Annotated in this window: 22 protein-coding genes and 1 pseudogene; 7 read left to right on the top strand and 16 right to left on the bottom strand. The window is 52.5% G+C overall.

Features of this window, described 5'->3' with window-relative positions; translation table 11 throughout:
* Nucleotides 1-235: 235 nt before the first annotated feature.
* Nucleotides 236-1,219, top strand: coding sequence for a class F sortase (locus BBI15_RS14415; RefSeq protein WP_068870596.1), 984 nt, complete (start codon nt 236-238; stop codon nt 1,217-1,219).
* 1,253 nt (nt 1,220-2,472) lie between these two features.
* On the opposite strand, the gene BBI15_RS14425 is transcribed toward BBI15_RS14415, so the two are convergent.
* A complete protein-coding gene (locus BBI15_RS14425) occupies nt 2,473-3,828 on the bottom strand; it encodes a copper amine oxidase (RefSeq protein WP_068870600.1) in 1,356 nt (451 codons plus the stop codon).
* A 166-nt stretch (nt 3,829-3,994) separates the two neighbouring features.
* On the opposite strand from BBI15_RS14425, the gene BBI15_RS14430 reads away from it, so the two are divergent.
* The 3 genes from BBI15_RS14430 to BBI15_RS14440 all read left to right on the top strand — a co-directional run bounded on the left by BBI15_RS14430 (nt 3,995) and on the right by BBI15_RS14440 (nt 8,177).
* Entirely contained in the window at nt 3,995-4,465 is a 471-nt protein-coding gene (locus BBI15_RS14430) for a DinB family protein (protein ID WP_068870602.1), read from the top strand.
* A 96-nt stretch (nt 4,466-4,561) separates the two neighbouring features.
* A complete protein-coding gene (locus BBI15_RS14435; protein ID WP_068870604.1) occupies nt 4,562-4,864 on the top strand; it encodes a hypothetical protein in 303 nt (100 codons plus the stop codon).
* Between the two features lie 139 nt (nt 4,865-5,003).
* Nucleotides 5,004-8,177: a bifunctional diguanylate cyclase/phosphodiesterase gene (locus BBI15_RS14440; protein ID WP_068870606.1), complete on the top strand. Its 3,174-nt coding sequence runs from the start codon at nt 5,004-5,006 to the stop codon at nt 8,175-8,177.
* A gap of 46 nt (nt 8,178-8,223) precedes the next feature.
* Here the strand turns inward: BBI15_RS14440 and BBI15_RS14445 are convergent.
* Nucleotides 8,224-9,281 (bottom strand): annotated as a pseudogene (locus BBI15_RS14445) (LLM class flavin-dependent oxidoreductase).
* Nucleotides 9,282-9,550: 269 nt separating this feature from the next.
* Between BBI15_RS14445 and BBI15_RS14450 the strand changes: the two are divergent.
* Nucleotides 9,551-10,834, top strand: a complete 1,284-nt coding sequence (locus BBI15_RS14450) for an alpha/beta hydrolase (RefSeq protein ID WP_068870608.1) — start codon at nt 9,551-9,553, stop codon at nt 10,832-10,834.
* Nucleotides 10,835-10,871: 37 nt separating this feature from the next.
* Here BBI15_RS14450 and BBI15_RS14455 read toward each other — a convergent pair whose 3' ends face one another.
* The 4 genes from BBI15_RS14455 to BBI15_RS14470 form a co-directional block, all read right to left on the bottom strand.
* Nucleotides 10,872-11,570 (bottom strand): ABC transporter permease, encoded by a 699-nt coding sequence (locus tag BBI15_RS14455; RefSeq protein ID WP_068870610.1) that lies wholly within the window; start codon nt 11,568-11,570, stop codon nt 10,872-10,874.
* On the bottom strand, nt 11,567-12,412 hold the full coding sequence (locus BBI15_RS14460; protein WP_068870611.1) for an ABC transporter ATP-binding protein: 846 nt from the start codon (nt 12,410-12,412) through the stop codon (nt 11,567-11,569). Before BBI15_RS14460 ends, BBI15_RS14455 begins: the two co-directional genes overlap by 4 nt.
* A gap of 194 nt (nt 12,413-12,606) precedes the next feature.
* Complete coding sequence (locus BBI15_RS14465) at nt 12,607-13,542, bottom strand: LytTR family transcriptional regulator DNA-binding domain-containing protein (protein WP_068870613.1); 936 nt, start codon at nt 13,540-13,542, stop codon at nt 12,607-12,609.
* A gap of 134 nt (nt 13,543-13,676) precedes the next feature.
* Nucleotides 13,677-14,063 (bottom strand): RDD family protein, encoded by a 387-nt coding sequence (locus BBI15_RS14470; protein ID WP_068870615.1) that lies wholly within the window; start codon nt 14,061-14,063, stop codon nt 13,677-13,679.
* Nucleotides 14,064-14,179: 116 nt separating this feature from the next.
* Here BBI15_RS14470 and BBI15_RS14475 point away from each other — a divergent pair, with 116 nt between their 5' ends.
* Nucleotides 14,180-14,782, top strand: a complete 603-nt coding sequence (locus BBI15_RS14475; RefSeq protein ID WP_068872616.1) for a hypothetical protein — start codon at nt 14,180-14,182, stop codon at nt 14,780-14,782.
* 57 nt (nt 14,783-14,839) lie between these two features.
* Here the strand turns inward: BBI15_RS14475 and abc-f are convergent, their stop codons facing one another.
* The 6 genes from abc-f to BBI15_RS14500 all read right to left on the bottom strand — a co-directional run bounded on the left by abc-f (nt 14,840) and on the right by BBI15_RS14500 (nt 20,370).
* Entirely contained in the window at nt 14,840-16,462 is a 1,623-nt protein-coding gene (gene abc-f, locus BBI15_RS14480) for a ribosomal protection-like ABC-F family protein (protein ID WP_068870616.1), read from the bottom strand.
* A 94-nt stretch (nt 16,463-16,556) separates the two neighbouring features.
* Entirely contained in the window at nt 16,557-16,691 is a 135-nt protein-coding gene (locus BBI15_RS16750) for a hypothetical protein (RefSeq protein ID WP_257721097.1), read from the bottom strand.
* Nucleotides 16,692-16,785: 94 nt separating this feature from the next.
* Nucleotides 16,786-17,448 carry an HAD family hydrolase gene (locus BBI15_RS14485; RefSeq protein ID WP_068870618.1) on the bottom strand — a complete coding sequence of 221 codons (663 nt, stop codon included), beginning with the start codon at nt 17,446-17,448 and terminating at the stop codon, nt 16,786-16,788.
* A gap of 124 nt (nt 17,449-17,572) precedes the next feature.
* Nucleotides 17,573-18,640: an aldo/keto reductase gene (locus tag BBI15_RS14490; RefSeq protein ID WP_068870620.1), complete on the bottom strand. Its 1,068-nt coding sequence runs from the start codon at nt 18,638-18,640 to the stop codon at nt 17,573-17,575.
* A 167-nt stretch (nt 18,641-18,807) separates the two neighbouring features.
* Nucleotides 18,808-19,161, bottom strand: a complete 354-nt coding sequence (locus BBI15_RS14495) for a hypothetical protein (protein ID WP_068870622.1) — start codon at nt 19,159-19,161, stop codon at nt 18,808-18,810.
* Between the two features lie 36 nt (nt 19,162-19,197).
* Nucleotides 19,198-20,370, bottom strand: coding sequence for an MBL fold metallo-hydrolase (locus BBI15_RS14500; protein ID WP_418312490.1), 1,173 nt, complete (start codon nt 20,368-20,370; stop codon nt 19,198-19,200).
* A gap of 351 nt (nt 20,371-20,721) precedes the next feature.
* Between BBI15_RS14500 and BBI15_RS14510 the strand changes: the two genes are divergently transcribed.
* Nucleotides 20,722-21,720: a DNA/RNA non-specific endonuclease gene (locus BBI15_RS14510; protein WP_068870626.1), complete on the top strand. Its 999-nt coding sequence runs from the start codon at nt 20,722-20,724 to the stop codon at nt 21,718-21,720.
* A 161-nt stretch (nt 21,721-21,881) separates the two neighbouring features.
* Here BBI15_RS14510 and BBI15_RS14515 read toward each other — a convergent pair whose 3' ends face one another.
* The 4 genes from BBI15_RS14515 to BBI15_RS14530 form a co-directional block, all read right to left on the bottom strand.
* A complete protein-coding gene (locus tag BBI15_RS14515) occupies nt 21,882-22,316 on the bottom strand; it encodes a DUF4357 domain-containing protein (RefSeq protein ID WP_068870628.1) in 435 nt (144 codons plus the stop codon).
* Nucleotides 22,317-22,490: 174 nt separating this feature from the next.
* Entirely contained in the window at nt 22,491-23,663 is a 1,173-nt protein-coding gene (locus tag BBI15_RS14520; RefSeq protein ID WP_068870630.1) for a Zn-dependent hydrolase, read from the bottom strand.
* A complete protein-coding gene (locus BBI15_RS14525; protein ID WP_068870631.1) occupies nt 23,614-25,023 on the bottom strand; it encodes a dihydroorotase in 1,410 nt (469 codons plus the stop codon). The genes BBI15_RS14520 and BBI15_RS14525 overlap by 50 nt, the downstream gene beginning before the upstream one ends.
* A complete protein-coding gene (locus BBI15_RS14530) occupies nt 24,980-26,416 on the bottom strand; it encodes a sodium:solute symporter family protein (protein WP_068870633.1) in 1,437 nt (478 codons plus the stop codon). Before BBI15_RS14530 ends, BBI15_RS14525 begins: the two co-directional genes overlap by 44 nt.
* Between the last annotated feature and the right edge of the window lie 61 nt (nt 26,417-26,477).

Consider the following 26,477-nt stretch of genomic DNA (forward strand, 5'->3'; position numbering starts at 1 on the left):
TTTCGCCGCTAAATGTGTCTAAAAAAGGGCAATTGCTAATTTTTCATTTCCACCAAAAAAACTTCCTTTCCAGTGATCTAAATTACTATTTTTTTCGTTATTACAATATATGGACTATAATAATCGAATCTATGCTTCAGGAATTCAGCATCAATTCAAGCACTGTGATCCGCTTGCATGCTATTACTTATGAATAAAGCCATCAATTACAGGACCACGAAAGGTGGATGTGCAGATGAGACAATATTTAATCATGGGATTGGCCACAGCCCTTTGTATCACCTTATTTTTCATTTTAGATCCGCTGAATGGAAACAATCCCGCAAAACCCGAACCCAAACAACAAGAGACGGCGCAGGCCACAGCCAAACCGGCTGAACAGAAAACGCCGAGCGAGCGCTTGGATACGCAGTACAAAGACAAGATCGCCGAATTCCCGGTGCGCCCAGCACAGCAGGAAAAGCTTTCTGAACTGCGCCAAGAGCGGCTGGACAATCTCCAGGGCATGAAGCCTGTACGCATTTCAATTCCTTCCATCGGCGTCGATGCGGCGATTGAAGAAACCGGCGTCTTGGACAACGGCGAGATGGGCGTGCCGGAAGACGTCGACCAAGTCGGTTGGTTCGAACCGGGCTTTCAAGCCGGCGCAGAAGGAAACGCTGTGCTGGCAGGGCACGTCGACAGCCTCACCGGCCCCGCCGTCTTTTATGAACTGGACCAGCTGGAAAAAGGCGATCAATTCACGCTGGCGGATGCAGATGGGCGCGAGATGGTGTTCGAAGTCCGCGGCACCTCGAGTTACATCACGGACGAAGCGCCCGTCGAAGAAATCTTCGGCCGCTCGGACCAGCGCATGGTCAACTTGATCACCTGTACTGGCGACTTTAACCGCGATATCGGCTCACACGAAGAACGCCTCGTCGTCTCAGCTGAACTCATCTCCGATTCCGCAATGAAAGAACAGGCACCCGATGCACCCGACAATCTGAAACTTACGGCCACCGCCTTATCCTGGCACGCCGTACGCGACGATGCAGTCATCGGCTACCGCGTCTACGAAGAAGACCTCGAGAGCGGCGAATCCGAACAAATCGCCACCGTTTCCTTATTCGAACGCAAAAGCATCCCGCTTAAAGCCGACGAATCGAAGCGCTATTACGTCGTAGCCGTCAACGTCGATTTGAAAGAATCCAAGAAAGCCTATATACCTGAAGAATAACGAATCCCCTTGTCCGGTCATGCCGGGCAGGGGATTTTTTTATGTAAGACAGGAAGTGTGAAAGTGAATAAAAGAATTATAGGAAAAGCTCTCGCTTTTCGACTGCGTTGCAGGGGCACGCTTTCCGGAGGGCTCGCATTGAGCCGCTTCGTCGCTGCGCTCCTGCAGGGTCTCAATTGTCTCGCTAATCCTCCCGGAGTCGGCCCCTTCCACTCCGTCTCTAGTTTTAGAAGTAAAAGAATTTTTTATGTACACTCAATTAAAAATGTGGAAATACTTCATATTTTGCACCTCATATCTTTTGTAGCAAAGAGAATGAGATTTTTTGGCCTAATCTTCAAACAAGATATTCGGTTCAAGCACCAATTCGTCAGATGCCACATCTTAAGAAGCGATTCCCCCACTAGCCGGCAACTGCATATAGAAGCAGATCCATTTGAACAAACTGCACACAACGAAATCTCCAAGCCACCTAGCGCCTAGGGTGAGCCGACGCCGTAAGACAGGTGCTTTTCCTGGCTTGCGGCTAAAGGCCAACCCAAAGCAAGGCGGCGACTATGAACGTGAAGCCAGAATCGAATGCCAAAGCAGTTTGTCAGGCAAACTCTCACTACCTGCTTCAAGCTTGTCTCAGGAAGCGATTCCCCCACTTGCCGGCAACTGCGTATTGAAGCAGATCTGATTAAACGCATCCGACTCAACGAAATCTCCCAGCCGCCGAGCGCCAAGGGTGAGCCGATGCCGTAAGACAAGCGCTCTTCTTGGCTTACGGCAAGAGGCCAACCCAAAGCAAGGCGGCGACTATTCAGATGACACTTTAATAGAATACCGGAACAATTCCACAAGCAAACCCTCGCTATCTCATTACACACTAGACTTGGGAAGCGATTCCCCCACTAGACGGCAACTGACTAAAGAAGCAAATCCGATTAAACAATCTGCACACAATCAAAGCTCCCAGCCGCCGAGCGCCAAGGGTGAGCCGATGCTGTAAGACAAGTGCTCTTCTTGGCTTATGGCAACAGGCCAACCCAAAGCAAGGCGGCGACTGCCAACATGAAACCCAAATCGAATGTCGAAACAGTTTCACACGTAAACTCCCGCTAACTTCATTCCCTTACTGCTCGTAAAGCGACCTCCCCACTAGCCAGCAAATTGATTGAAAAAGAACCCAGAAAATTCTCCACCTTATTTTCACCATAAAAAAAGCCGGAGAGCTTCAATCCTCTCCGGCTTTCAAAATCATTTCGTCATTATTGTTTTCTTGTGCGAACAGCGACTGTCGTGATCAATGCCGCAAGCAATAGTCCAGCCAATACGTATAGGTAAGGGGCTGTTGAGTTGGCACTCATGCCGCCCATTCCTGTTGAAGGCATTTCGGATGGCATTGCCGCTTCACCGAATTCTTCAGGGAACTGGTCCGTGATCGCTGCGGACAATCCAGCAGCCGGCATCGTCATGTGCGCGTAAGCTTCGCGGATTGAAGCGTAAGCCGTTTCGTAATCTCCAGCGACATAGCTGTCGAATGCTGTCAGCAATTGATCGACGTGCGCCGTCAAGCCTTCTTCCAGTGCATCCGCCGGTACGCGGCCTTCTGTTGCAGCGTCAAGAAGTGCTGCTTGCTCGACGATGTACTCGTCAAGGTCCGCTTTCGCTTGTTCTTGGCCTTCTGTATTTTCTTCTGCAGTGGCCGTTACATAATCAACGAAGTAGCCGATGTGGGAGCCCCAGATTTCAGAGAACTGCTGCCCGGCTTCTTCGCCGTAAACAGAACCGACCGCTGCAGACAGGTCATCTGCGTTCGCGAGGAGCGCCGCCGCTGCCTGATCGAAGCTTTCCGCCCCGTCAACGCCGTCTTGCATCGCCATTGCCGCGAGTCCCGCATGTTCCGTGAACGTCATGTTCAATCCTGCACGAAGGTCAACAGCTGGCGTATCCGGATTGGTGTTATCGAACTTCTCAGGGAACTGGTCCGTGATGGCGATCGACAATGTTTCCGCGAACATGCTCATATGGTGGATGGATTCGCGCTCTGAAGCGTAAGCCGTTTCGAAATCGCCTTCAGCGTATGCGTCGAACGCTGTGATCAATTGATCAACGTGCGCATCCAAGCCTTCTGTGACAGCGGATTCCGTCAAACGCCCTTCTGTTGCCGTATCGAAGAATTTCGCTTGCTCGGTTTTGTAAGCGTCCAAGTCGGCCAATGCTTTTTCACGGCCTTCTTCATTGCCTTCTGCCGTTGCTGTCACGTAATCAACGAAATAGCCGATGTGTGACTGCCAGATGGCGTCGAACTGCTCTGCGCCTTCATCGCCGTAAACGGAAGCGACTGCCGCTTTCAAGTCTTCCGCGTTTGCCAATAACGCGCCGGATGCCTGTTCGAAATCTTCCGCGCCGTCCACGCCTTTACGCATCGCTTCGACTGCCAGGAAAGCATGTTCAGTCAATACCGTATCCAGTGCGATGCGAAGTTCCGCCGCTTTCGTTGCTGTCGGCGCTTCCATCTGCGCTTCGCTGTGCCCTCCGCCGTGGCTGTCTGCAAGTGCTGCTGTCGGTACTAATAAGGATAGGCTTAGTGGAAGTGCCACCAATAGTTTATTCATCTTCATCATCCATCACTCCTCAGTTGTTTTTAGTGTTCTACTAGCTCAACGGGAGGGAGATCGGTTTAGATCACTTTTTTTCAAAAAACTTTTTAAATTTGCAGAATCCACTGATTCCATGCAACAAATCGATGCTATGCTAAATGAAAATGAACGGACAGGAGCGACGCATATGCAGGCTTTTTGCGAACAGGTATTTCATCAATTGGAACTGATCGTCACATCCACCAGCGAATTGATCTCTTCCATAGAAGAAAGCGATTGGGAGATGCGGCCGACTGCCGGGAGATTTTCGATAGGGGAACTCGCCGGCCACATTGCACTGATCTGCGAAGCAGACACACGCATTGCAAATGGGGCGTCCGAAGCCGAAATGAAGGCATTTTACAGTTCGAGGACACCCATTTCAAAAAAACAAGCCCTTATTGAATTGGCGCACAGCTTTGAGGAGCTGAAAAACAATTATCTTCCATTAACTGAAAGCGAACTCCGGAAAATCCACATCGCTTATTGGGGCGTCAGTTACAGCCGCTTCGAATGGCTGCTCGAAACCCTCGTCCATCTCACCCATCACCGCGGGCAATTACATGCCATGCTGGTCCATCATGCCGGAAAGGATCCAAAGATTGCACTTTTCGAATAAACTCCCCGAAACACATGGCGCTGTGCTTATGTATTTTCTGTTTCGGGTATGGACAAAGACCTAATCGAAAACAAACGGAAAGCCAGGTGCATTTACATGTTTCCATTCAACCAGCCCGATCTGTCGCGCATTAAAGAAGTAAATCCCGAGACGCTCGGCGAAGAGTATCCGATTCGGCGCCCGGTCGTCGAAACGACGCTGTATTCGGCCTATTTCGTCCCGGCACAAGGAACGGAAGGCCCGCCGTATGACATCCTTATCATCAAGCACCCGCCCGCCACACCGGTTTCAGCTTTTCTTTGGTGCCGGCGCATCGAAGGCACCGGGACCAAAATGGAAGTCGTCAAGGAACTTCATCATGCCATCGATTATATGAAGACCTCGCGCCACAGCTACTAATTGTGGACATATTTTTTCTTGTTTAGTTGCCAAAATTTCCTTTTGAATATAATCTATATGGGTATTTTTTCTGTACTTTTGAACTGCCGAACTGGGATATAATAATCCCCATACTATCATCGCGAAAGGATTGTTCCCCATGCCCCTCGAATTTGCCCGCCTCGTCTTCATCGCATTTTCCGTCTTGACGGCGATTGCCGCTTCCTATATTGCCCTCCTCTTGATCGGCCGTATCGCCGAGCGGAGCCGGAACCACCCGCTTTGGTGGGTGGGCGGCAGCTCACTCGTGTTCGGTACGGGCATCTTTTCCATGCATTTCATCGGCATCTTGACCTACCATTCCGCAGCGCCTGTCCAATACGATCCCGTTTTACTGGCCATTTCACTGGCCGGGGCAATCGGCGCCTCATTTCCGGCTTTCTATGTACTGCGCTCTCCCAGCCCGCCTGCTGCCCATCTGTACTTGAGCGGATTTTCCATCGGTTTTGGGGTGCTGTTCATGCATTACATCGGCAATGCAGCCGCACAGGTGCCCGGCACTGCCCAATTCAATATGGCGCCGTTTTTACTTTCCATTGCCATCGCATTCGGCTTTTCACTTGCCGCCTTGCGTATTTTCTCGCGCAACCGCAAGCGCCCCGATTCGACGTCCCGAAAACTCGCAAGCGCCGTCATTCTCGGCGTGATGATCTCTGCCGCCCATTATAGCGGGATGCAGGCTGTCAGCTATCCCACGGCCGCTGCAGGGCCCACATCTTTCACCAATATGGGGCTCGCTTTCGTCGTGTCCGCACTGATCCTGCTGTTGCTCGCCATCGCCGGCTACCTGGCTTTTCTCGACAGCAGGCAGCTGAGCAATGAACAGCGTTACCTGCGGAAGATCCGCGAAAGCGAACGGCGTTTCCGCAGGCTGGCGGAAGTGTCGCCCGAAGCGATTGCCATCCATAACGGCGGCAAGCTCTTGTATGTAAACAAAGCGTGCCTGCAAATGTTCGGCGAGTCGGATGCCGATCAATTGATTGGCACCAATGTGCTGGATTACGTCCATCCGGATTATCATGAAAAAGCCAAAGCTCGCATCGAGTCGATGAGCCGCGGCCTCAGCACACCGCCCGCCGAACAGCTCTGGATCACGCCGAAAGGATCGGTCCATGAAGTCGAATTGACGGGAATGAGCATTGAATTCGAGGGCAATGCCGCGGTCCAGCTGTTGATCCGCGACATCACCGAGCAAAAGAAAATCGCGCGCGAACTCGAATTGAACCGGCAGCGCTATGAATCACTGTTCCACAACAATCCGGACGGCATCTTCTCGATGGATGCGAAAGGCCATCTGCTCGATGTCAACGATGCGCTCGTCCGACTACTCGGCTATACACGGGAGGAATTGACCGAAACCACTTTCCATACGGTCGTCGAGAGCTGCCATCTGGACTCTACCGAAGTGAAGTTCCGCCTCGCATTGGAAGGCGTGACCCAGCATTACGAGACGGTGGGCATCCACAAATCCGGCCGGCGCGTCTCGTTGCGCATCACGAATATGCCGATTCTGACCGAGGGTATCGTGACCGGCGTCTACGGCATCGCAAAAGATATTTCCGCTGAAAAGCGGGCGCTCGCCTTGCTCGCCGAAAGCGAGGAAAAATACCGCTCGCTGTTCGACTATAACCTCGACGCCGTCTTTGAAATGGATATAGCCGGGCGCTTCGTCAATGCCAACGCGATGACCGAAGAATTGAGCAATTATGCGCGCGATGAATTGATCGGCATCGATTTCAAGCCGCTCATCGCCGAAAACCTCGAACGCGTGCAAAGCTTTTTCGCTTCCGCCTTGTCGGGGGAAGCCGTCAATTTTGAGCAACGCATCAAGCGAAAAGACGGTGCCATCATCGAAGTCGATATCAATGCCGTCCCAAAACGCAGGAACGGCGAAATCGACGGCGTCTTCGCTATTGTCCGGGATATCACCGAGAAAAAATCGAATGCGCAGGAAATCAACCGCCTCGCCTTCACCGACCAGCTGACAGGCCTGCCGAACCGCCACTGGTTTTACCAGAATATCCGCAACGTCCTCGCCAGGGCCGAAGAACACCAGCGGAAAATCGCTGTCCTGCTGGTCGATTTCGATGATTTCAAAAGCGTCAACGACCTGCTCGGGCATTTCGGCGGCGACCAATTCCTGAAAATCGTCGCCAACCGCATCCATTCCTGCCTTGGCCCGGATGATGCGATTTCACGCTTCGGCGGCGATGAATTCATCATCGTGTTGGAAAACACCAGCGAATCGCAAGCCCACGCCCTCGCCCAGACGATTCTCCACGTGATGCGCGAACCGGTGCAATTGCTCGGCCAGGAATTTTCCGTGACCTTGAGCATCGGCATCGCTGTGCAGACCGGATGTGAAAGCGATGGCGAGGAACTCATCAAAGAAGCCGATTTTGCCATGTATTCCGCGAAGGAAAACGGCAAGAACAATGTGCAAGTGTTCACCCGTGAACTTGACAGCCAGATGACGCGCAAAAGCCAGATGGAACAGGCATTGAAAAAAGCGCTCGATGAACAGCAATTCGCGCTTCATTACCAGCCGCAGGTGAACTTGGCGAATGGTGAAGTGATCGGCTATGAAGCGCTTTTGCGCTGGCAATCCCCGTTCGGCAATGTGCCGCCATCGGAATTCATCCCGATGGCAGAGGAAACCGGCTTGATCGTGCCGATCGGCGAATGGGCATTGCGCCAGGCATGCCGTGACGCCAAAGAGTTTTGCGCCCTTGGGCGTGTCGCGGAAAATATTTCTGTCAATGTCTCGGCGCGCCAATTCAAGGATCCGGACTTCAGCGAAAAAGTACGCGCCATCTTCGAAGAGGAAAACGTGGACCCGAGGCGCTTTGAAATCGAGATCACAGAAAGTGTCATGCTCGACATCGAACAGTCCGCGCGCATCATCTGCGAACTGAAAGCGCTGGGGCTGCGTATCGCCATCGATGATTTCGGCGCCGGCTATTCTTCGCTGAATGTCGTGAAAAATGTTGAAATCGACACCTTGAAGATCGACAAGTCCCTAATCGACGAAGTGCTCATCAACCGGCGCAACCTGTTCATCCTTGCGGCCATCATCGAAGTCGGGAAAAACCTCGAGGCCCGCATCGTCATCGAAGGCATCGAACTCGAAGAACAGGGAGAACTCTTGCAGCCCTTCGGCATCGTCGGGCAAGGGTATTTGTTCAGCCGCCCATTGCCGCCAGGAAACCTCGAGGCGTTTCTAAGCGAGTCGAAGTACATCGCGGCAAGCGCCGCGGCGAAGCCATCGGAATAACAAAAAGGCGCGCAGCTGATCAGCTGCGCGCCTTTTTCATATGGTGTTAATCTTTACGCGTATATTTGCGAACGGCCGGCAGGATTTCCGACGCCAATAAGTCCAGATTGCGCTCGAGGCGCTCCATCGGCACGCCGCCGAAATCCATTTGAGCGATGTAGCGCTGATGGCCGTAGAGTTCGTGCTGGTAAAGAATCTTTTCGATGATCTGCTGCGGGCTGCCGATATTCATGACGCTCTCTTTTGTCGCGCCGTGTTGAAACGCTTCCTGTGGATAACCGCGGCCGTTGGTCTTGACCATCCCTTTATCCACATGTGGATAATATTCCGCAAGCGCCTGCTGGGTCGTTTCCGCGGCGTTGAAGAAGCCGGCTGTCGCGACCGGCAATTGGGAAGTATCGTGCCCCGCTTCTATCGCGGCATTGCGGTAAGCATCGATGGTCATCTTGAACGTTTCCGCAGGGCCGCCAAGTGTCGCGAGCATCATCGGCACGCCCGCCTTTCCCGCTTTGACGGCGCTTGAGGGATGCCCCCGACTGCGCGCCAAATCGGCAGCCGCCCGTGTTCCGGACGCGGCAAAATCTGCGCGTCTTTCAGCGATGCGCGGAAACGGCCGTTCCAATTGACGGTTTCCCGTTCGTTGATTTCCAGCAATAACTTGAATTTCTCTTCGTACAATTCCTCGTAGTAGCGGATATCGTAGCCGAGCAAATCGAACAGCCCGACACGCGATGCCCGCCCGGCGATGATTTCCGCGCGGCCTTCCGAGATCAAATCGATCGTCGCGAAATCCTCGAAGACGCGCACCGGGTCGGAAGTGGAAATGATCGTCGAAGAACTCGAGACTTTAATCTTGTCCGTTGCCTGCGCGATCGCCGACAGGACGACCGAATGCGCTTGCGTCGCGAAATATTCCTGATGGCTTTCGCCGACGCTGAAAAAGTCGACGCCTGCCTGTTCGGCAAGCTGCGCGAAGCGGATGATCTCGCGCACCCGCTCCCCTTCCGATTGTCGTTTTCCTGTATGCGGGTCCGGCAAATGATCGCCGAGTGTATAGATGCCGAACTCGAGGCCGTTGTTCGGATTGATGCGGTATTGTTCCATGTTCTCCGTCCTTTCGCCATGCATTTTTCCCCAATCCTTTTCAGTATAACGGCAGGCGGGCCACTGTGGAAATCATCCATTCGGCTGAAAAAGGGAGGAAAATAGGGTTCTTCTAGTGAAGTGTATATTAGTGAAAAACTTAAACTCGTTCTGGGCGGACGCTTTCCGCGGACACGGCTGGAGCCTCCCCCCTCCACTCTTTAATCGCTAATATTCTATTCATTGTAAAACAAACTCAAAGTTATAGCATAAGCTTAGGAGGCCTATGGATGAAAAAATGGACAGCCGCTCTACTGGCGCTTGCAGGGATCCTGCTCGCTGCCGGATGTTCCGGCGGGAACGACGAAGACGCAGATACGAATGAAACGGCAGGGGAAATCGACGGGTTCTGGCAAGGGGCGATTGAAGTGCCGGGACAGCCGATCCCTTTTTCGATCGAGTTCACTGGAGGCGAAGGAGCACTAAGCATCCCGCTTCAGGGTGTCGAGAACTATCCATTATCGACGGTTAAATTCGATGAACCGGAAGTGGCGTTCGACGCCACGCTGCAAGGCGAACGCCTGGTTTTCGAAGGTACACTGGAAGCGGAGAAGATCACGGGTACGATGACACAGCGAAACCAGAAGTTCCCGTTTGAACTTGAACGCGGCGAGAAAGAACAAGCCGCCGATCCCGAAAAGATCATCGAAACGGAAGTCGCAGGCGGCATGATGCAGGCGCTTGAGGAAATCCCTGAAACGGACGGCCCCCATCCTGTCGCGATTTTGATTGCCGGTTCCGGCCCGACCGATAAAGACGGCAACTCGCTGACGCTCACGGGCAAAAACAATAGCCTGAGAATGCTCGCGGAACAATTGAAAGCGGAAGGCATCGCCGTGATCCGCTACGACAAACGCGCAATCGGCGACAACCGTTCACTTGCCGTCCAGGAATCGGAACTGCGCTTTGATGACTATGTCCAGGATGCGGCCGCCTGGGTGCGCTTCGCAAAAGCAGACGAACGCTTCACGGACGTCGCCGTCATCGGTCACAGCGAAGGGGCGCTCGTCGGGCTCGCCGCAGCCAATCAGGAAGGCGTCGACTCTTATGTATCCTTGACCGGCGTCGGGCGCCCGGCCGATGAACTGCTGAAAGAACAGCTCAGCACTTTGCCGGCCGCACAGCGGGAGGAGGCGGAAGCGATTCTCGCCCAACTCGCACAAGGCGAAACGGTGGATGACGTGAGCCCGGAACTCCAGCAAATCCTCCGGCCATCCATCCAGCCGTATCTGCAGTCGTGGATGGCATATGACCCGCTCGAACAAGCGAAAAATCTGGAAGCCGAGGCGCTGTTTGTCGGCGGCACACGCGATTTGCAGGTGCCGGTGCGAGATGCGGAACTATTGCACGAAGCGAAACCCGGTTCTGAGCTGCTCATTGTCGACGGCATGAACCACGTCTTAAAGCAAGTCCCGGATGACCGGGAAGCGAATATGGCGGCATATAGCGACCCGGAACTGCCGCTCGCCGACGGGCTGGTGGACCGGATTGCGGAGTTTTTGAAAACGGAATAACGAAAAAGCGGCTGAACGCAATGTTCAGCCGCTTTTCTTATTGGTCCTTCAAGCGCTTTTTATACAAGATGAACGATATGGCTGTCAGCGCCGCTGCCCACAATGTGATGACCACTAAAGGCTCCACGGCATCTGTGCCGGATGCTCCGCCCAGCAGCTCCATCAATTGGCTGCTCGGCAAATAGCGCGCAGCTTCCAGCACCGGGAACTTGTCAGCAAAAAGCTGCGCATATGGCCCGGCCGTGAAAATGATCAGTACCGGGAACACCGATAATGTTGCTTCCATTACCGTTCTCGAATACAGGCCGCAGATTGTTCCGACGGCGACATAGAGAACGATCGATACAGCCACAGCGAAAAGAAGCACCGGCAGATTCGTCGGCTCATAGCCATAAATATACGTCGACAAAGCCAATACCGCGGCCGACATCGTAAAGACGAGCGCGCTTTTTCCGAGCAGGACGTCAAGCATTGAAGCCGGTGTCATCATCAAGGAACGCAGCGTGTTGCGTTCTTTTTCCTCCGCAATCAGGCAAGCCTGGATGAAGCTCGTCATCATGGCGAGGGAGAAATTGAGGATGAAGGCATAAATCTCGCCTTGCGGTTCCCCGGTCCCCCGGTATAAAAAGGCGAAGAAGATCGGAAACAGCAGCATGATCGACACCGCATAGTTCCTGGAAAACTCTTTATAATCCTTAATGAAAATAGCCCCTACCCGTTTCATTGAAATATTCATACTAGTTCACTCCCCGTCAGTTTGATGAAGATTTCCCCTAAGCTCGGCTCATTCGTATACAGGCGCTCAATCTGCCCCGATTGCATCCATTCCGTAATCACCCCGGCGGACTGCCCGTTCAGCGGCAATCGCTCGGTTTCGCCCGATGTCAGCTCCACTGTCAACATGCCGTCGCGGTGCTCTCGGCGCAATTCCGCCGGCGCCCCGAGCGCCCGGATTTCGCCTTTATGCAAAATCGCCACCCGGCCGCACAAGGCTTCCGCTTCCTGCATATCGTGCGTCGTCAGGAAAATCGTCGTCCCGCGTTCGTTCAAATGACGCAAGCCTTTATGGATATGGGCCGTGTTTACGGGGTCCAAAGCGGAGGTCGGTTCATCGAGAAACAGCAGTTCCGGCTCATGGATAATCGCACATGCCAATGTTACGCGCTGGCGCATCCCCTTCGATAAGACGGAGATTTTCTTTTTGCGCTCCCCCCGCAAATTGACGAAGTCGAGCACTTGATCGATGGAATCTTTTGGAAGGTTATACAATCGCCGAAAGACGTCCAAGTTCTCTTCAATCGTCAGCCGTTCATACAAGCCGCTGTTATCGGTCAAAATCCCGAAGCGCCTTTTCTGGCCCGTTTTCTGCATCGCACCGGCAGGCATCCCCAAAACTTTGGCGGTGCCGCCGTTTACTTTCAACTGGGCTGTCAGAATCTTGATCAAGGTAGTCTTGCCCGATCCGCTCGGGCCGAGAAAACCGAAGATTTCCCCTTGAGGTATTTCAAATGAGACATCTTTCAGCGCTGGAATTCCCGAGAAAGTTTTTTGGATATTTTCAACGGTGATCGCTTTCATATACGCCACTCCTTTTTTGTTGTTAGAGCAAGCATATAAAGAAAAAAAGACCCCCTCAGCCGATTTCCGCCGAACTGTACCATATACATGTTGAACGGTACCCGTTGCGGCTTGGTAAAAGATAACTTTCCCTCCCCCAACCACAGCTTCAGCACATGTACGGGCAAAGCGGGCGAAGGTTATTTCCCGGGAAATTAAATATTCAGCAAGCTTTTCAATTCCGCGAGTTTCGTCCTCGACAGCGGCACGACCGAATCTTTTCCGGTCGTCAAGCGCAGGCTATAGCTGTTTTTCGTCCACGTGATCAATTCCCGCACTTTCTGGAGATTGACGATATACGAACGGTGGCAGCGGAAAAAACCGTAATGCTGGAGCCTTTCTTCCAATTCCGCCAAGGTCAGTGCGCACACATAGGTCTCCCCTGCCACGTGCACCACTGCCGAACTATTGATGCTTTCGATATAATCAATTTCCGGCGGATTGAACAAAATGGTTTTGTCGTTCTTTTTGGTCGGGATTTTTTGGATCTTGAACTCCGCTTCACCAGGCTCATCTAAAGCTTCCATTTCATCCTCAGCATCTGTAATATCCAATAAATGCAATCCCGCTTCGTCCAAACGGTAGACTGTATCGCAACTGATCAGCGCATCTTCCAGATTGGCGGTGAGGATCAGGATCTGTTTTTCTTCCACCAATTCTTCCAATAGCCGCTTAAATGCCAATTGATCGGGTTCTTCGAGCTGGAAATACGGCTCTTCCAGAATGATTGCGGGCTGCTGTGCGTAATAAACCCGCAGCAAAGACAAATAGATTTTTTTCGACGCCGGCAAATCGGCAATTTTCACTTTCCGGTATTCCCCGAGCTGAAACAGCTGGAGCATCGAACGGACCGGTTGGCCATGGCCGCTGAGCGACTTCATGAAGCGCAATAGTTCCTCGACGGTCAAACGCGTGTATTCGCCTTGTTCCGCAAGCGACAAATACATATCTTGCCGCTCCGCAAATTGGGCCAAGAGCATTTTCTTGCGCTGGACATTCGTCTGTATCCCCAATATGATGCCTTTTTCCATGTTCAATTCCAGCGGCGGAATGATGCGTTGCCCATTCACGCTCATTTCTCGAATGTTCATAGTCTCCTCCTAATTCTCGAAAAGATTCTTACAATTATTGTAACCTTTCTTTTGCCGCTAGAGACAGTTTCGTTTTGGAAATTTTGTTTTTCACCATACAAAAGACGGCACCCCATTGGATACCGCCTTGCCGTTTACTTATCGAGTTCACGCACTACAGTGTGGGCGTACCGGTCATGCGGCATTTGCGCACTCGTCTCCTGCCCGCGTTCTTTAAGCCATTGAAGCGTCATAATCGAATCGCGGTGTGCGACGCGCTTCAAGATCTGTTCATCCGTCAGTTCGCCGCCGTCTGCGTTTTCGATTTTGATGCCAGCGATTTTGTGACCGACCGTCTGTCCGCACGTTTTCAATTGGATGTATTCAAGCCCCCAAAACACCACAGTCGGCGTAACGAGCGCATGCACCCACTCTTGCTTAAGCTTTTTCCGGAGCAGCGGCTCTACTGCCGCGGTGACCACTGCAGAAGCCATCACGTCGATCGCGAGTGCCTTGCCGCGTTTTTTCAACAATTTGTCCATTCCCATTCCTCCCTGATTTTCCGTCTCTTTCCATTATACCGCATGGGCTCCGCAAAGACAGCTGGAGCAGTATGCGTTAAGATAAGGAAAAATCAAGGAAAAACGGGGTGACACGCATGGCATTTCTCGCGATATGGCTATTGATGATTGCATACGCTGTCTTTTTTGCGCCTTCGGGTTCCGGCGGATACCAATTCGGACCGCTGCTGATGGGCGAATGGGAAGGAATCGATCCGCTCATCCTCGCTGTCTTTAACTCGCTCGGCATCTTCCCGCTCGTCTTCTTGACGCTCCTATTGCCGAATGACCGTTTCCGCTGGCCGGCGTGGCCGTTTGCACTTGTGTCCTTTGGCGTCGGTGCGTTCTCGCTATTGCCGTATTTCGCGTTCGGCGACAAGCCGCCGGAGAAACAGCGCCGCGGGCCGAATTGGCTGCACCGCATACTGCGCTCAAAAGCGTGGCTGATCTTTGTCGCCGCCATCAGCACCATCAATTTCCTCACCGTCTTCCGCGGTTTCTCGCCACAAGCCTACGTGGAAGCATTCCAGACCTCGAGTTTGGTATCGGTCATGACCATCGACTGGTTCGTGCTGTGGGGCCTATCGGTCTATGCCACGTACCGCTTCTTGCCCGAAGCGCGATTCAAGCAATTGGCTTTGTTGCCGGTAGTCGGGCCGGTACTGGTATTATTGTTTAACCGCAATGCAAAAGAAGAATAATAGAAAGCGTTCCTGGCACTGTGCCAGGAACGCTTTTTCTTGTTTGAATCCAATTGGTCATTGCAAGATGCCGTGAGCGTTTTTTTGCTTTTCCGATGCCCAGTCATACGAACCTTCATGCAAGGTGAGGGTTTGCCCTTCAATCCAAGCGATTTTCGTGAACAGCTTCTGCAGGAAATAGCGGTCGTGACTGATCGCGATGATCGTGCCGTTGAATTCTTTCAAGGTTTCTTCTAGCACTTCGCGCGATTCGATGTCGAGGTGGTTGGTCGGCTCATCCAACACGAGCACGTTGCAGTCTTCCTGCATGAGCTGAGCGAGACGCAAACGCATTTTTTCGCCCCCGCTGAGATCCTTGACGCGCTTGAAGACGTCGTGGCCGTAGAACAGGAATTGCGCGAGCAGATGGCGGGCGTCGCCTTCTGTCACCGACAAATTATCGCGGAACGCCTCAATGACGCGCGCCTCTCCGTCGAACGCTTCAAACTGCTGGGCGAGGTAGCCGATTTTCACATTGCTGCCTCGGCGCACTTCCCCATCCACCGGTTCGATGTCGCCAAGCAAGATCTTCAGCAAAGTCGATTTGCCGGTGCCGTTGTCGCCGACAATCGCCAAGCGGTCCTGCCAGTAAACGGCAAGTTCGACATCGGCAAACAGCACTTCATCGCCGAAGCCGTGGAACACATCCTGCAGCTCGAAAACCCGTTTGCCGCTGCGGTCATTGGCTTGCAGCTTCAGCTTCATCGCCTTTTCCGCTGCCGGCCGCTTGACGAGCTCCATACGCTCGAGCATCTTCTCCATCGTCTTCGCTTTGCGGAACAGATCCGGATTCGGCGGCGAGGCTTCATTCGCCCATTGGCGCAGGCGGCGAATCGATTCCTTGATCTTCTGGATTTTCTTCTGCTGCTCTTTATACGCCGCAAATTGCTGCTCCATCTTCGCCTGCTTGTTACGCAAGTAAGCGTCGTAATCGCCTTTACTTTCCCACATTTCGCCGTCTTCGATTTCATACACTTTGTGCACGACATTGTTCAAGAACTGCCGGTCATGCGAAATGACGACGACCGTGCCGCTGTAATACTCCAAATAATGCTCGAGCCATTCGATTGCCGACAGATCCAAATGATTCGTCGGTTCATCGAGCAACAGGACCGACGGCTTGCGCAAAATGAGCTGCGCGAGCATCACTTTCGTCTTCTCGCCGCCGCTCAGCGAGTCAAATCGCTGGCCCATCAGATGCGCGACGCCAAGTCCATTTGCCACGGCGGCGATCTTAGATTCCGTTTCATAACCGCCGGCCTCCATAAACTGCTCCTGCAGTTCGCCGTATTGCCGCAGCACGCGCTCGTCCGCACCGTTCGCAAGCCCGGTTTCCAGTTCACTGAGCCGCTTCTGCATCCCGTGCAAGTCGCTGAAGCTTTCGTTCAACACTTCGTAGACGCTGTACCCCGGGTAGTCGGGGATTTGGTGCAGATAGCCGATCTGGGTGTTCTTCGTGCGGATGATCGTGCCGGCGTCCGGCTCTTCCAGCCCCGCGAGCAGCTGAAATAAAGTCGTCTTACCCGAGCCGTTGCGGCCGACGATGGCGATCCGTTCTTTTTCGTTGATTTCGAATGATAAATTGGCGAAGATTTCGTTGCCGCCAATGGATTTCGTTAGTTGTTGTGCTGTGATTTGCATAGTTTACGCCTCCAGGGCGCAGCTGAAAATCGGTACAAAAAAAGACTGCCGCGTATCGGGCAGTCTTCTCCACTGGTGAAAAGAATGTCAGATATCAGCTGCGCGTGATTTTGAAATTGACTAAAAAAGGGCAGACTTCTCCCGTCGGCGTCAAATCAAACGTAATGACACGTGTGAAATACAAAGCTTCCTCCATTTTCACACCCATCACCGCAGCACATTTCTCCATTCTTTTCACCTCCGTTTCGTTTAATTGTCTCAATATTACCACATCTATTCATGGAAGGGAATATCCAAATGCGCCCTTTCTGTCAATTCGTTGATTATCCTTTGACCTGCACCTGCGCCAACACGTTTCTCAAATCCGCCAAGCTATCAATCACCACGTCCGCTTCTTTCAACTCCTGTTCCTGCGCAAAATCAAAACGGCAGCCGACCGCGAGCAAACCGTTCGCTTTCGCCGCGCGGATATCGGAGATGCGGTCTCCGACAACCGCCCCTTCCGTTACGCCGTATTTCTCTTTGATCATGCGCACGAGTTCCGCTTTATCGGGTATGGCGGCTTGTTCGATGCTGAAGGTTTCCGTCACCCATTCGTCCAAGCCGTAATGCGAAACGATTGCCGCCAAGTAGCGCACAAGCCCATTGCTCGCAATGAAGATCCGGTAGCCTTCTGCACACAGCCTGGCGAACACTTCCGTAACGTGAGGATACAATGCCCCTTTGCCTTCTTCAATATTTGCGATCAACCGTTCAAGGAAATACGCATCCATCTCGCGCTTGGTCTCCTCGGATTTCCCGGGCAACAGCGTTTCCCATACCGCAGGCAGCGGCACGCCCATGATGTCCCGGTACGCCTCGATCGGCGCCGCGCCTTGCCATTCGCCCGTTTCGCGCAGAACCGCGAACGCTTCTTCCAGGGATTGCTCCAAAATCGTGTCGGTCTGGAACAAAGTGCCGTCCATATCAAAAATAACAGCTTTCATCTGCCTACCTCCTGTTCTCCTATAAAGATCGAACCTGCCTATGGAAAGTTCCATCCAATGCGGCAAAACTTCCCTGAACCTTGAAAAACCGGCGCGCCATTGCGCACCGGTCAGATATTGCGAGTTATTTAAGGCCCATCGTTTTCTTGTAAGCGTCCAAATACACTTTCTCGGACGGGCTCGCTTGGTCCGGCCCGCTCATGGCGCGGTGCCAATGCGGATAGAATGGCGCCGGACGGGCTGCCGCTTCGATCAAGTCGTGCTCATCGCGCTTGAGCTTGATCTTGTAGGATGCGATGTTTTCTTCGAGCTGCTCTTCATTGCGCGCCGCGATGACGATCGGCCCGACGTTCGGGCGGTCGCGCACCCACGCATAGGCGATTTGCGGCACGCTGGCGTTGTGGTTTGCCGCCACTTCCTCCAAGGCATCGATGACGGTATACAAACGCTCCTGGTCATACACCCAAGGCTCCGGCCAGCCGCCGCCTTGGCGGGTATCTTCCGGCGCTTCCTTATCCCGGCCGATCTTGCCGGTCAACAGACCTTCACCGAGCGGGCTCCAGATCATCGAGCTGACGCCGAGCTCCGCCCCTGCTGGAAGCAGTTCGTATTCCGATTCGCGCGCTTCCGGGGTGTAGTAGATCTGCTGGGTGACCGGCGGGATCTTGCCGTTCTGTTCCGCGAAAGTATGCGTCTTCGCGAGCGCCCAGCCGCTGTAGTTCGAGACGCCCCAATGGCGGATCTTGCCGGCCTTGATCAGATCGTTCATCGTCTCGACCGTCTCCTCGACCGGCGTCTGCCCGTCCCACAAGTGGACGAAATACAAGTCGATGTAATCCGTGCCGAGCCGCTCGAGCGATTCATCGATGGATTTCATCAAATTGTTACGGGAAGCTCCCCGTTCATTCGGATGGCTGTCGAACGGAAACCCGGTCTTCGACGAAATCAGCACCTTGTCGCGCTTGCCCCGTATCGCCGCACCGAGCACCTTTTCAGCGTTCCCTTTCGAATACAGGTTCGCCGTATCGAACATATTGATCCCGGCATCGATCGACATGTCCACCATGCGGTTTGCGGTGTTCTCCTGTACATTACCTGCCGCTTCAAAGCCGTTCGTCCCGCTGAACGGGATCGTGCCGAGAATGTATTTCGGGACGCGCAGCCCCGATTTGCCCAAATTGATATAATCCATTGAAGAAATCCTCCTCATTGCTTGCCTGTTTTTTTATTCATGGGAATTAAATACCCTTTCCGAATTCCGTTAAACAAGGCCGCCGTCTTTCACTCCCGCTTCCAAGCGTAAATAAAAAAGGGGCAAAGCATATGCTTCGCCCCTGCTCTCCGTATCCACAAAATCGGCTACGCCCATATGACCCGGTACGAGCCGCCCGCTTCCTGTTCCAGGCGGCAATTATCGGACAGAATCTGGCGGAAGCTCTCCGCTTGCGCTTCGTCCAAGGCAAGCCCTGAAAGCCCCTGTTCGGTCTCAGTATAATCAAGGTCCGCTTCCTGGCCGAATTTGATGCGCAGCAAATTCTTCGCGCCGTTCACCGTCAGGAATTTCACCTGATAGCCGTCACGAAACACCGTCTCGAGATCCGTTCCGAGCGAGGCGAAATTCTCGTGTTTCAGAAGCTCGCCGATCTCTACCCCGTCACGGCGGGCCTTTTCAATCCGGATCGCATCCGGCATGGAAATTTTAATCAATGTCATGTCATCCCTCTTTCCAGATTGTTGGTAACCTCCATTCTAGAAGAAGAACGCGCGAATCTCAAACCTTGGGGATCCGGCGGCAAGCTCCATTCCGTTACCGCCTTTCCCACCAGCGCGCCGACACGCAGCAATCAAGCCGCGACAGCGAGAGCGTCTCGCCGATCTTCGGGTGAGCAAATCCACGCCCAAACGCTGCGCTTCTGCCGTTGCCCGCTCGATCGGGTCCGTCCAGCTATGGAACGCCAAAGTGAACGCCGCCCAGTGGACGAGCATCATCCGCTCGCCCCGGACATCCAGCGCCGCCTGTACCGCCTGTTCCGGCGTCATATGGGATGTTTCCCAGCGCTCATCGTACTGCCCGCCTTCCATCAGCACGAGGTCGAACGGGCCGTAACGCTCGCCGATGGCCTTGAAATGGCTGCCATAGCCCCCGTCGCCGCTTGTGTAAAAGCGGATATCGCGGCCAAGCACGATCCAGCCGCCCCACAGCGTCGAATTGCGGTTGAACAAGCCGCGCCCGGAGAAATGCTGCGACGGGGCCAATGCGAGCGTCAAGCCTTGAAACTGCGTTTCCTCCCACCAATCCAGTTCGGTGATGCGCGCCACTTCCACGCCCCAGCGCTTAAGGTGCGCCCCGACACCGAGCGGCACGAAGAAATGCCCGACTTTGCTTTTCAGCGCGCGGATCGACCCGTAATCGAGGTGATCGTAATGGTCATGCGTCAACAACACCGCGTCAATGTCCGGCAGCTGTCCGATGCTGCCGAGCCAATCCACACTATAGCGCGCACTGCCGGCAAACGAAACGGGAGACGCCCGATGCCCGAGCATCGGGTCGATGAACAGTTTTTTCCCGTCGAGGCTCAACAAAAATGCTGAATGCCCGAACCAGGTCAAGCTGTCTTCGCCGCTTGCGATGAGCGCCCAATCGATATCCGCCAGCGGCAAGCTGCCCGCCGGCCGGCGCTGGACCTCACACGCAAAAACGGAATCCTTCAGCATCGACAGTCCCGCCGAAACGCTGATGTTCATATCGGCTTGTTCCAGGTTGGCGAACTTGCCGCTCTCGTCATGCCCGCGCTGCGCAAAAGCCGCCCGCTGCCCTTTATCCGGCGTCGCCCCGAGCGGCGCATAGCTTCTTAACAACAATGCCGATACGGCAGATGCGGCCGCAACGCCCGCAAGAGAATACAAAGCGAATTTTTTCATGGCTCCTCCAAAATGGAAATGTAATGGATTCGTTTCCTGGCTTTCAGAATAACCGGATGATCATCAAACCACCGGCACAACAAGAAAAGCCTGGCTCCCCGTTTTTTTCGACAAAGGGCCGGGCTTTTCCTGTTCATTGGTAAAACAGCCGCTCCTTCGGCAACTCCAATGGATAAGTTTTCATTTTCAGCCTTTACCATGGAATTTTCCTGCATAGAATGTAAATGATTGGTATCATTAATAAAAAAGGAGGATATTGCTAGTTCATTGGCGATATTCAATCCATCAAGCAGAACTTCATCCCCTTCCGCAGCCCATCCGGAGAATACACAACCAGAGGAGTGTCTTTACATGAAAAAACGAATGAATTACTGGATCGTCTTGCTGCTGGCCGCCTTCATGGCCGGCTGCACCGAAACCGAACAAGCCGTAACCCCGGAAGCCGATGTGCAACAAGAAAGTTCCGCGGAAACGGAAGCCCCTGACGAAACGGCCACCGAAACCGAAGCGCCTGATGAGGCAGAGAAAGAAACAGCCCCAAGCGAAGCGGAACAGCCAGCTGCAGATGCACCCGAAGAAGAAACGGCCGCACACCCTGCGGAAGCACCGTTCGAAGGATACGAACTCATCGAAGTGGACGGCGGCGATTTGTCCGGCCACCGTGAACCGAACACCGTCGTCTCCATCGGTTACGGAGAACGCGAATACTGGGCGTTCACGAATGAACACGGCCAATTGGAACGCGTCATTGCGGATGAAATCATTTTGCAGGACGACACGAGCGAGCCGGTCCTCGACTCAGGACGCTATTATTCCGACGAAGCCAAAGTGCCGGGTGTCGAAAGCGACATTCTGGACGAAGGACACGTCATCGCCGATTCACTCGGCGGGGTCTCGAACGCCTATAACATCACTCCGCAAGAAAGCACGCTCAACCGCCACGGCGACCAGGCGTATATGGAAGACGTCATTCGCGATGCGGGCGGCGCCACCGATTTCGAAGCGATCATCACCTATCCCGATACCGAGACGCAAGTGCCGTCCAGCTATCAATACAGCTATACCGTCAGAGGCAACGAAGTGGTCGACACATTCGACAACGTCAACCCCGATGAAGTCAACGCCTCCCTCGGCTTAACGGACAGCGCAACTACGGATGCTGAATCCAGTCCACCGGAAACTAGCAGCCCAGAAACAGGCGGTGACGTCTCGAGCGTCGACACAAACGGCAACGGCCAAGTGACGATCCAGGAAGCAAAAGACGCCGGGTTTACGATGCCCATCATGAGCGATCATTGGCTGTATCCGCATATGCGCGATAACGATAATGACGGGATGGTCGGGGAATAAAATTGCACGAAATGCTTTCAACCGAAAATCAGCCACAAAAAACACTGAAATCACTTCAGTGTTTTTTCTTTTGGGCACTAAAAAAAACATCGCTCAAAGCGATGCTTTTGCCGTCTCCTATACAATTGTGCACTGGGAATCACCTTCATATAATACCGTACTTAAATTTTCTTCCAATCATGCGCTCCCTTCGCCCAGCCGCCGATCGCGACACCCATCGCAATCAGAGGCGACGCGAATTCCACATCTTCCATCACCAAATACTGGTGGCCGAGCGGCGTCAGTTTCCCAGACAGCAACAGCTCTTCCCTTAGCTTCAAATAACGCTTCGGGCATTTTGGCGTGGTCGTGCCCGCAAACTTCGAGCCGCGCTGCACGATAAACTGCTCGCCCTGGTAAAATCCGCTCGCATCCGCCCCGCGTTTCGACGTGATGTAGAACAACTCCGGCGGTGCCTCCTGGTAGCGTCTCACCATCCCGCTGTCGAACGGGTCAACCGCCTGTTCCTCCCCCGTCTGCGGATCCACTTCCAAAAAGCGATACACTTCCCCATACTCCGGATGCTCGAGCACCTCAACAAAAAACTCCTTTTCCATCAGCTTTCCCCCTATGCTAAGAAAATTGCCTTTCATCTCTTAGATAGACGGAAACTGCGAAAAAGGAGACAGGATGTTGAAATTTTTTATAAATTATTAACGAGAAATCAAGATTTATACTTTAATGTTTCCCCATGAAGTAACGTAGCTAGTTTTATCCGACCTCTGAACGGCTCACTTCGCCAGCTTCAAGACACTGCCGAGCAAAACATTCGCGCCATTCTCCATATCATCTGCTGCCGCAAATTCTTTCGAGTTGTGGCTGATGCCTGCTAAGCAGGGAATGAATACCAGAGCTGAATTCATAACTGAAGCTAGCGAATTGGCATCGTGGTTTGCCCCGCTCATCATCGATTCATAAGGAATGCCCGCTTCCTGGCTTGCCTGTCCGACAATTGCAGAAAGGGTTTCAGACAAGGAGGACGGCGCCTTTTCGATATTCGGTGTAATGGAGACAGAATGATTCACGGACGCATAATCGGAAATCTGGTCTGTAATCTCGCGCATCACTTCAAGCTCAGTCCCTCTTACTTCGAGCGTCAAATCGACACGCCCCGGCACGACATTCGGCAAGTTCGGGTGCATATGCAATTCGCCAATCGTCCCGACATTCGGTTCACCGAATGATTTGACGAGGCGCTCGAATTCGAGAATAATGTGGGCGGCGGACGTCAATGCGTCGTCTCGTTCATTCATTCCCATCGTTCCAGAATGAGCAGCTTCCCCGTAAACCGCCACATCCAAGCGCTTAATGCCCGCGATTGCATGGACGACGCCGATTGCTGAACCGTTTGATTCAAGTTTTTTCCCTTGCTCGATGTGGAGCTCCAGATAATCGCTATAGCGTTCATATCCCACTGTGTCTTTGACTTGTTGGAGAGTGAAAGGAGTACTTTTAAGCCGCTCGCTGAACGATGTATCAAATTCAATATTTCCGCAAAATGCCCGGCTTCCGAATGTGCCGCCAAGGATATTCGCTTCTTCCCCACGAAAAGAAACGACGGTCACTGGCCGCTTCAACTGCACACCGATTTCCTGCAAGATGAGCAATATCTCAAGCCCTGCAACCACCCCAAGCGCACCATCGTATTTGCCGCCGTTTTTCACCGTGTCAAGGTGAGAACCAATCAAGACACCATTCCCACTGTCTGGTCCAACCGTTCCGAATACATTGCCAATTGCATCCCGGTGCGTTCTAATGGAATGTCGTTCACATGTGTCGATAAACCAATCTAAGGCCTCTTGTTCTTTCCGAGAATATGCAAGGCGAGTGATGCCTTCCCCCTCTTCGGTGATGTTATTTACTTGTTCCAACATGTCCACCAAGCGCTGCTTGTTTATCTTCATCGCGATTCACCTCCCCGGGTTTGATGAACCGGCCTGCAGTCTGCGTATTGATTCCGCCTTCATGACTGTACACTAGATGTCCGCGTACAAATGTCGCCTCTATACGGTTGTGCACTGTATGCTCATGGAAAGGCGAAACATCCGATACAGAAAGGAAGTCGTTTTCGTCGATGCGCCATGGCGCACCTCTTTTAATGACTACAATATCGGCGTCTTTGCCGGTTTCAATCGAGCCTTTATCCACAAGTCTGAACCGTCGGGCTGGTGCCAGGGCTAGCAGTTCCGCAAAACGGGCTGGAGAAATTCCTTTTTGATCTACAAGATGGTCGAACAACAAAGGCACCATGATTTCAAGACCTGGAGAACCGGATTTCGCCTTGAAGATATCGTACTCGCCGATGGTTTTATCCGCTTTTTGCCATGGTGCATGATCGGAAGTGATAAAGTCGATTTGGCCTTCGAGTAATTTCCGCTCCAGCGCTTCAACTTGTTCCGGCAATCTCAGAGGTGGGTTGATTTTCGCTTTCGGGCCAAATTTCTTGAGATCTTCCGTCGTCAGCAACAAATAATTATAGCAAGTCTCCGCCGTTACGTTCGTTCCTTGCTGCTTGAACCACTCGACATAATCGATACTCCGCGCATGGCTGACATGGACGATATGCAGTTTCGCACCGGACCACGAAGCCATGTCCAATAATTTAACGACTGCGGTCGTTTCCGTCACCGGTGGCCTCGTCAAGTTATGATGGATCGCCTCCTTTTGGCCTGCTTTTTTAGCATCTTCAATATAACGCGTCAGCATTTCATCATTTTCTGCGTGAAATGCGATAACCAAATTATGGGCCGCCGTTTTCTTCATCGCTTCCAATATATCCGCGTCTTCAATGCGGGGAAAACGGTACGGATCCGTTTCGAAGGTCGACAATTTGAAACCGGCGACGCCAGCCTCTGCCAATTCATCGATGACCTGTGCTCCGTTCTCTTTCGGAATGGTGCCCCATAAGGCGATGTCCACTACCGCCTGTTCGTTAACCTCAGCAATTTTCTCCTCCAATACGCTGACATTGCTGATTGGTACAGGCAGATCGTACGGCATATCCAAGAAGCTTGTAATTCCGCCCTTTGCCGCTGCAGAAGATGCTTTTCGAATGCCTTCGTTCGGGTTGCTGAAGCAATGAACGTGTGCATCAATAAAACCAGGGAAGACAAAATCCTCCCCAAAATCAACGGTCTCCTCTCCATGCAACATTCCTTTCCTATCCGAGACTTCTAGGATTTTCCCATTATTTATTCCGATTTCACCAGAAAAGTCTCCTTCAGGAGTTACGATATGCCCTTGAATCACTTTTTCGAATTTCATGCTGTCTCTCCTTTGCTTTGTTGAATGCTGCTACAACGGCTAGTCCCACCAGTGATGCAGCGAGGCCATAAATGACATAGATGTCCGCACCGAGAAAATGCGCAATGCCCGATCCACCGATTCCCATGACGATACTGGCGATTCCTGCGCGATGGTCAAGGATGTTTTTATCCCTTAAGATGAAGCCGCCGAGAATCGGCACCAATAGAGCCGATACCGAATAAGCGAACGAAGCGACAATCCAGCCGAGCGCTTGCGGGAAAAAGATTGCCATGGAAACCGCTAAAGCCAATACCGCCACTGAAACAACGCGCGATACGGAAATCAGCTTTTTTTCTTCAATGTCTGGATTTACATAATTCGTATAAATATCTTTTGTAATCGTCACCACAACCGACTGAACCGCACTACTGAGCGTCGACATGATGGTTGCGACGATGAACACCGCAAACATGATCAAGAACCAATCCGGTGTCTGCGTTAAAAACCATCCGGTTGCATTTTCAGCGTTATCAAGTGACGGATTCAAAGAGCGCACCGTCAACCCGATCGTCGAGGACCAGAAAGTTGCAACAGCAAATAACACAGCTGTCACTCCAATGGAAATCGTCGCATTCCGCGAATTGTCAGCGGAGTAGATACGCTGATACAGTTGCTGATTGGTTAAATTTCCAGGCATGACGCCAAAAATCCAAAACAAGATAGTCCCCATTCCTACGCCGGCAAGACCACTTGGGAAATCGGAAATTTCACTCGGTGTATTGGACATGATTGTCTGGAAACCATCCCCAATATCCATCGCCATGAAGAATGCAATGACCGCACCGACAGCCATGGCACACCCGAAAATAAAATCAGTCCAGGCAACTGACGTCATCCCCGCTGGCAGAACGAAAGCCAAGCTGATTACAGCGAACGCCGCCACCATCAGCGGTGCGTCTACGCCAGTGATGGTTGAAAAGATTTTTCCAAACCCGACCAATTGGGTAATCATCCAGCCGAACGGCACGATGAGTGTACTCAGGATGACCAGTATCGATAATACCGGATGACGGCCATAAATTTTCGTGATGATGTCAGGCATCGTCTCGAACTCACTATTGCGCAGCCATTTCGCCATAAACAAAAACGGGATAAACCCAATCATTGTCAATAAGCCATATGTCAATGTGGACCAGCCACTCGAATAGGCGGTTCCAACAAGACCGACGATGACCGCGCCCCCCATAACCGTCGCAAATTGCGTTCCGATCTGAACATATAGCGGTAATGATCGTCCACCTACGTACCAGTTTTCTACTCCTTGTTTTTTACGTCCCAAAATGTAAGAAAAAACAATTATCCCTGAAAGTACCACAGCAATAGATAGAAACAAAATCACAGTTGTATTCATCACAAAACCCCTTTTGTATTGATGTATTATTTGAAAGAGTATAGTATGAAGAATATTAAGA

The sequence above is a fragment of the Planococcus plakortidis genome, from assembly GCF_001687605.2.
In the GTDB taxonomy this organism is placed as follows: domain Bacteria; phylum Bacillota; class Bacilli; order Bacillales_A; family Planococcaceae; genus Planococcus; species Planococcus plakortidis.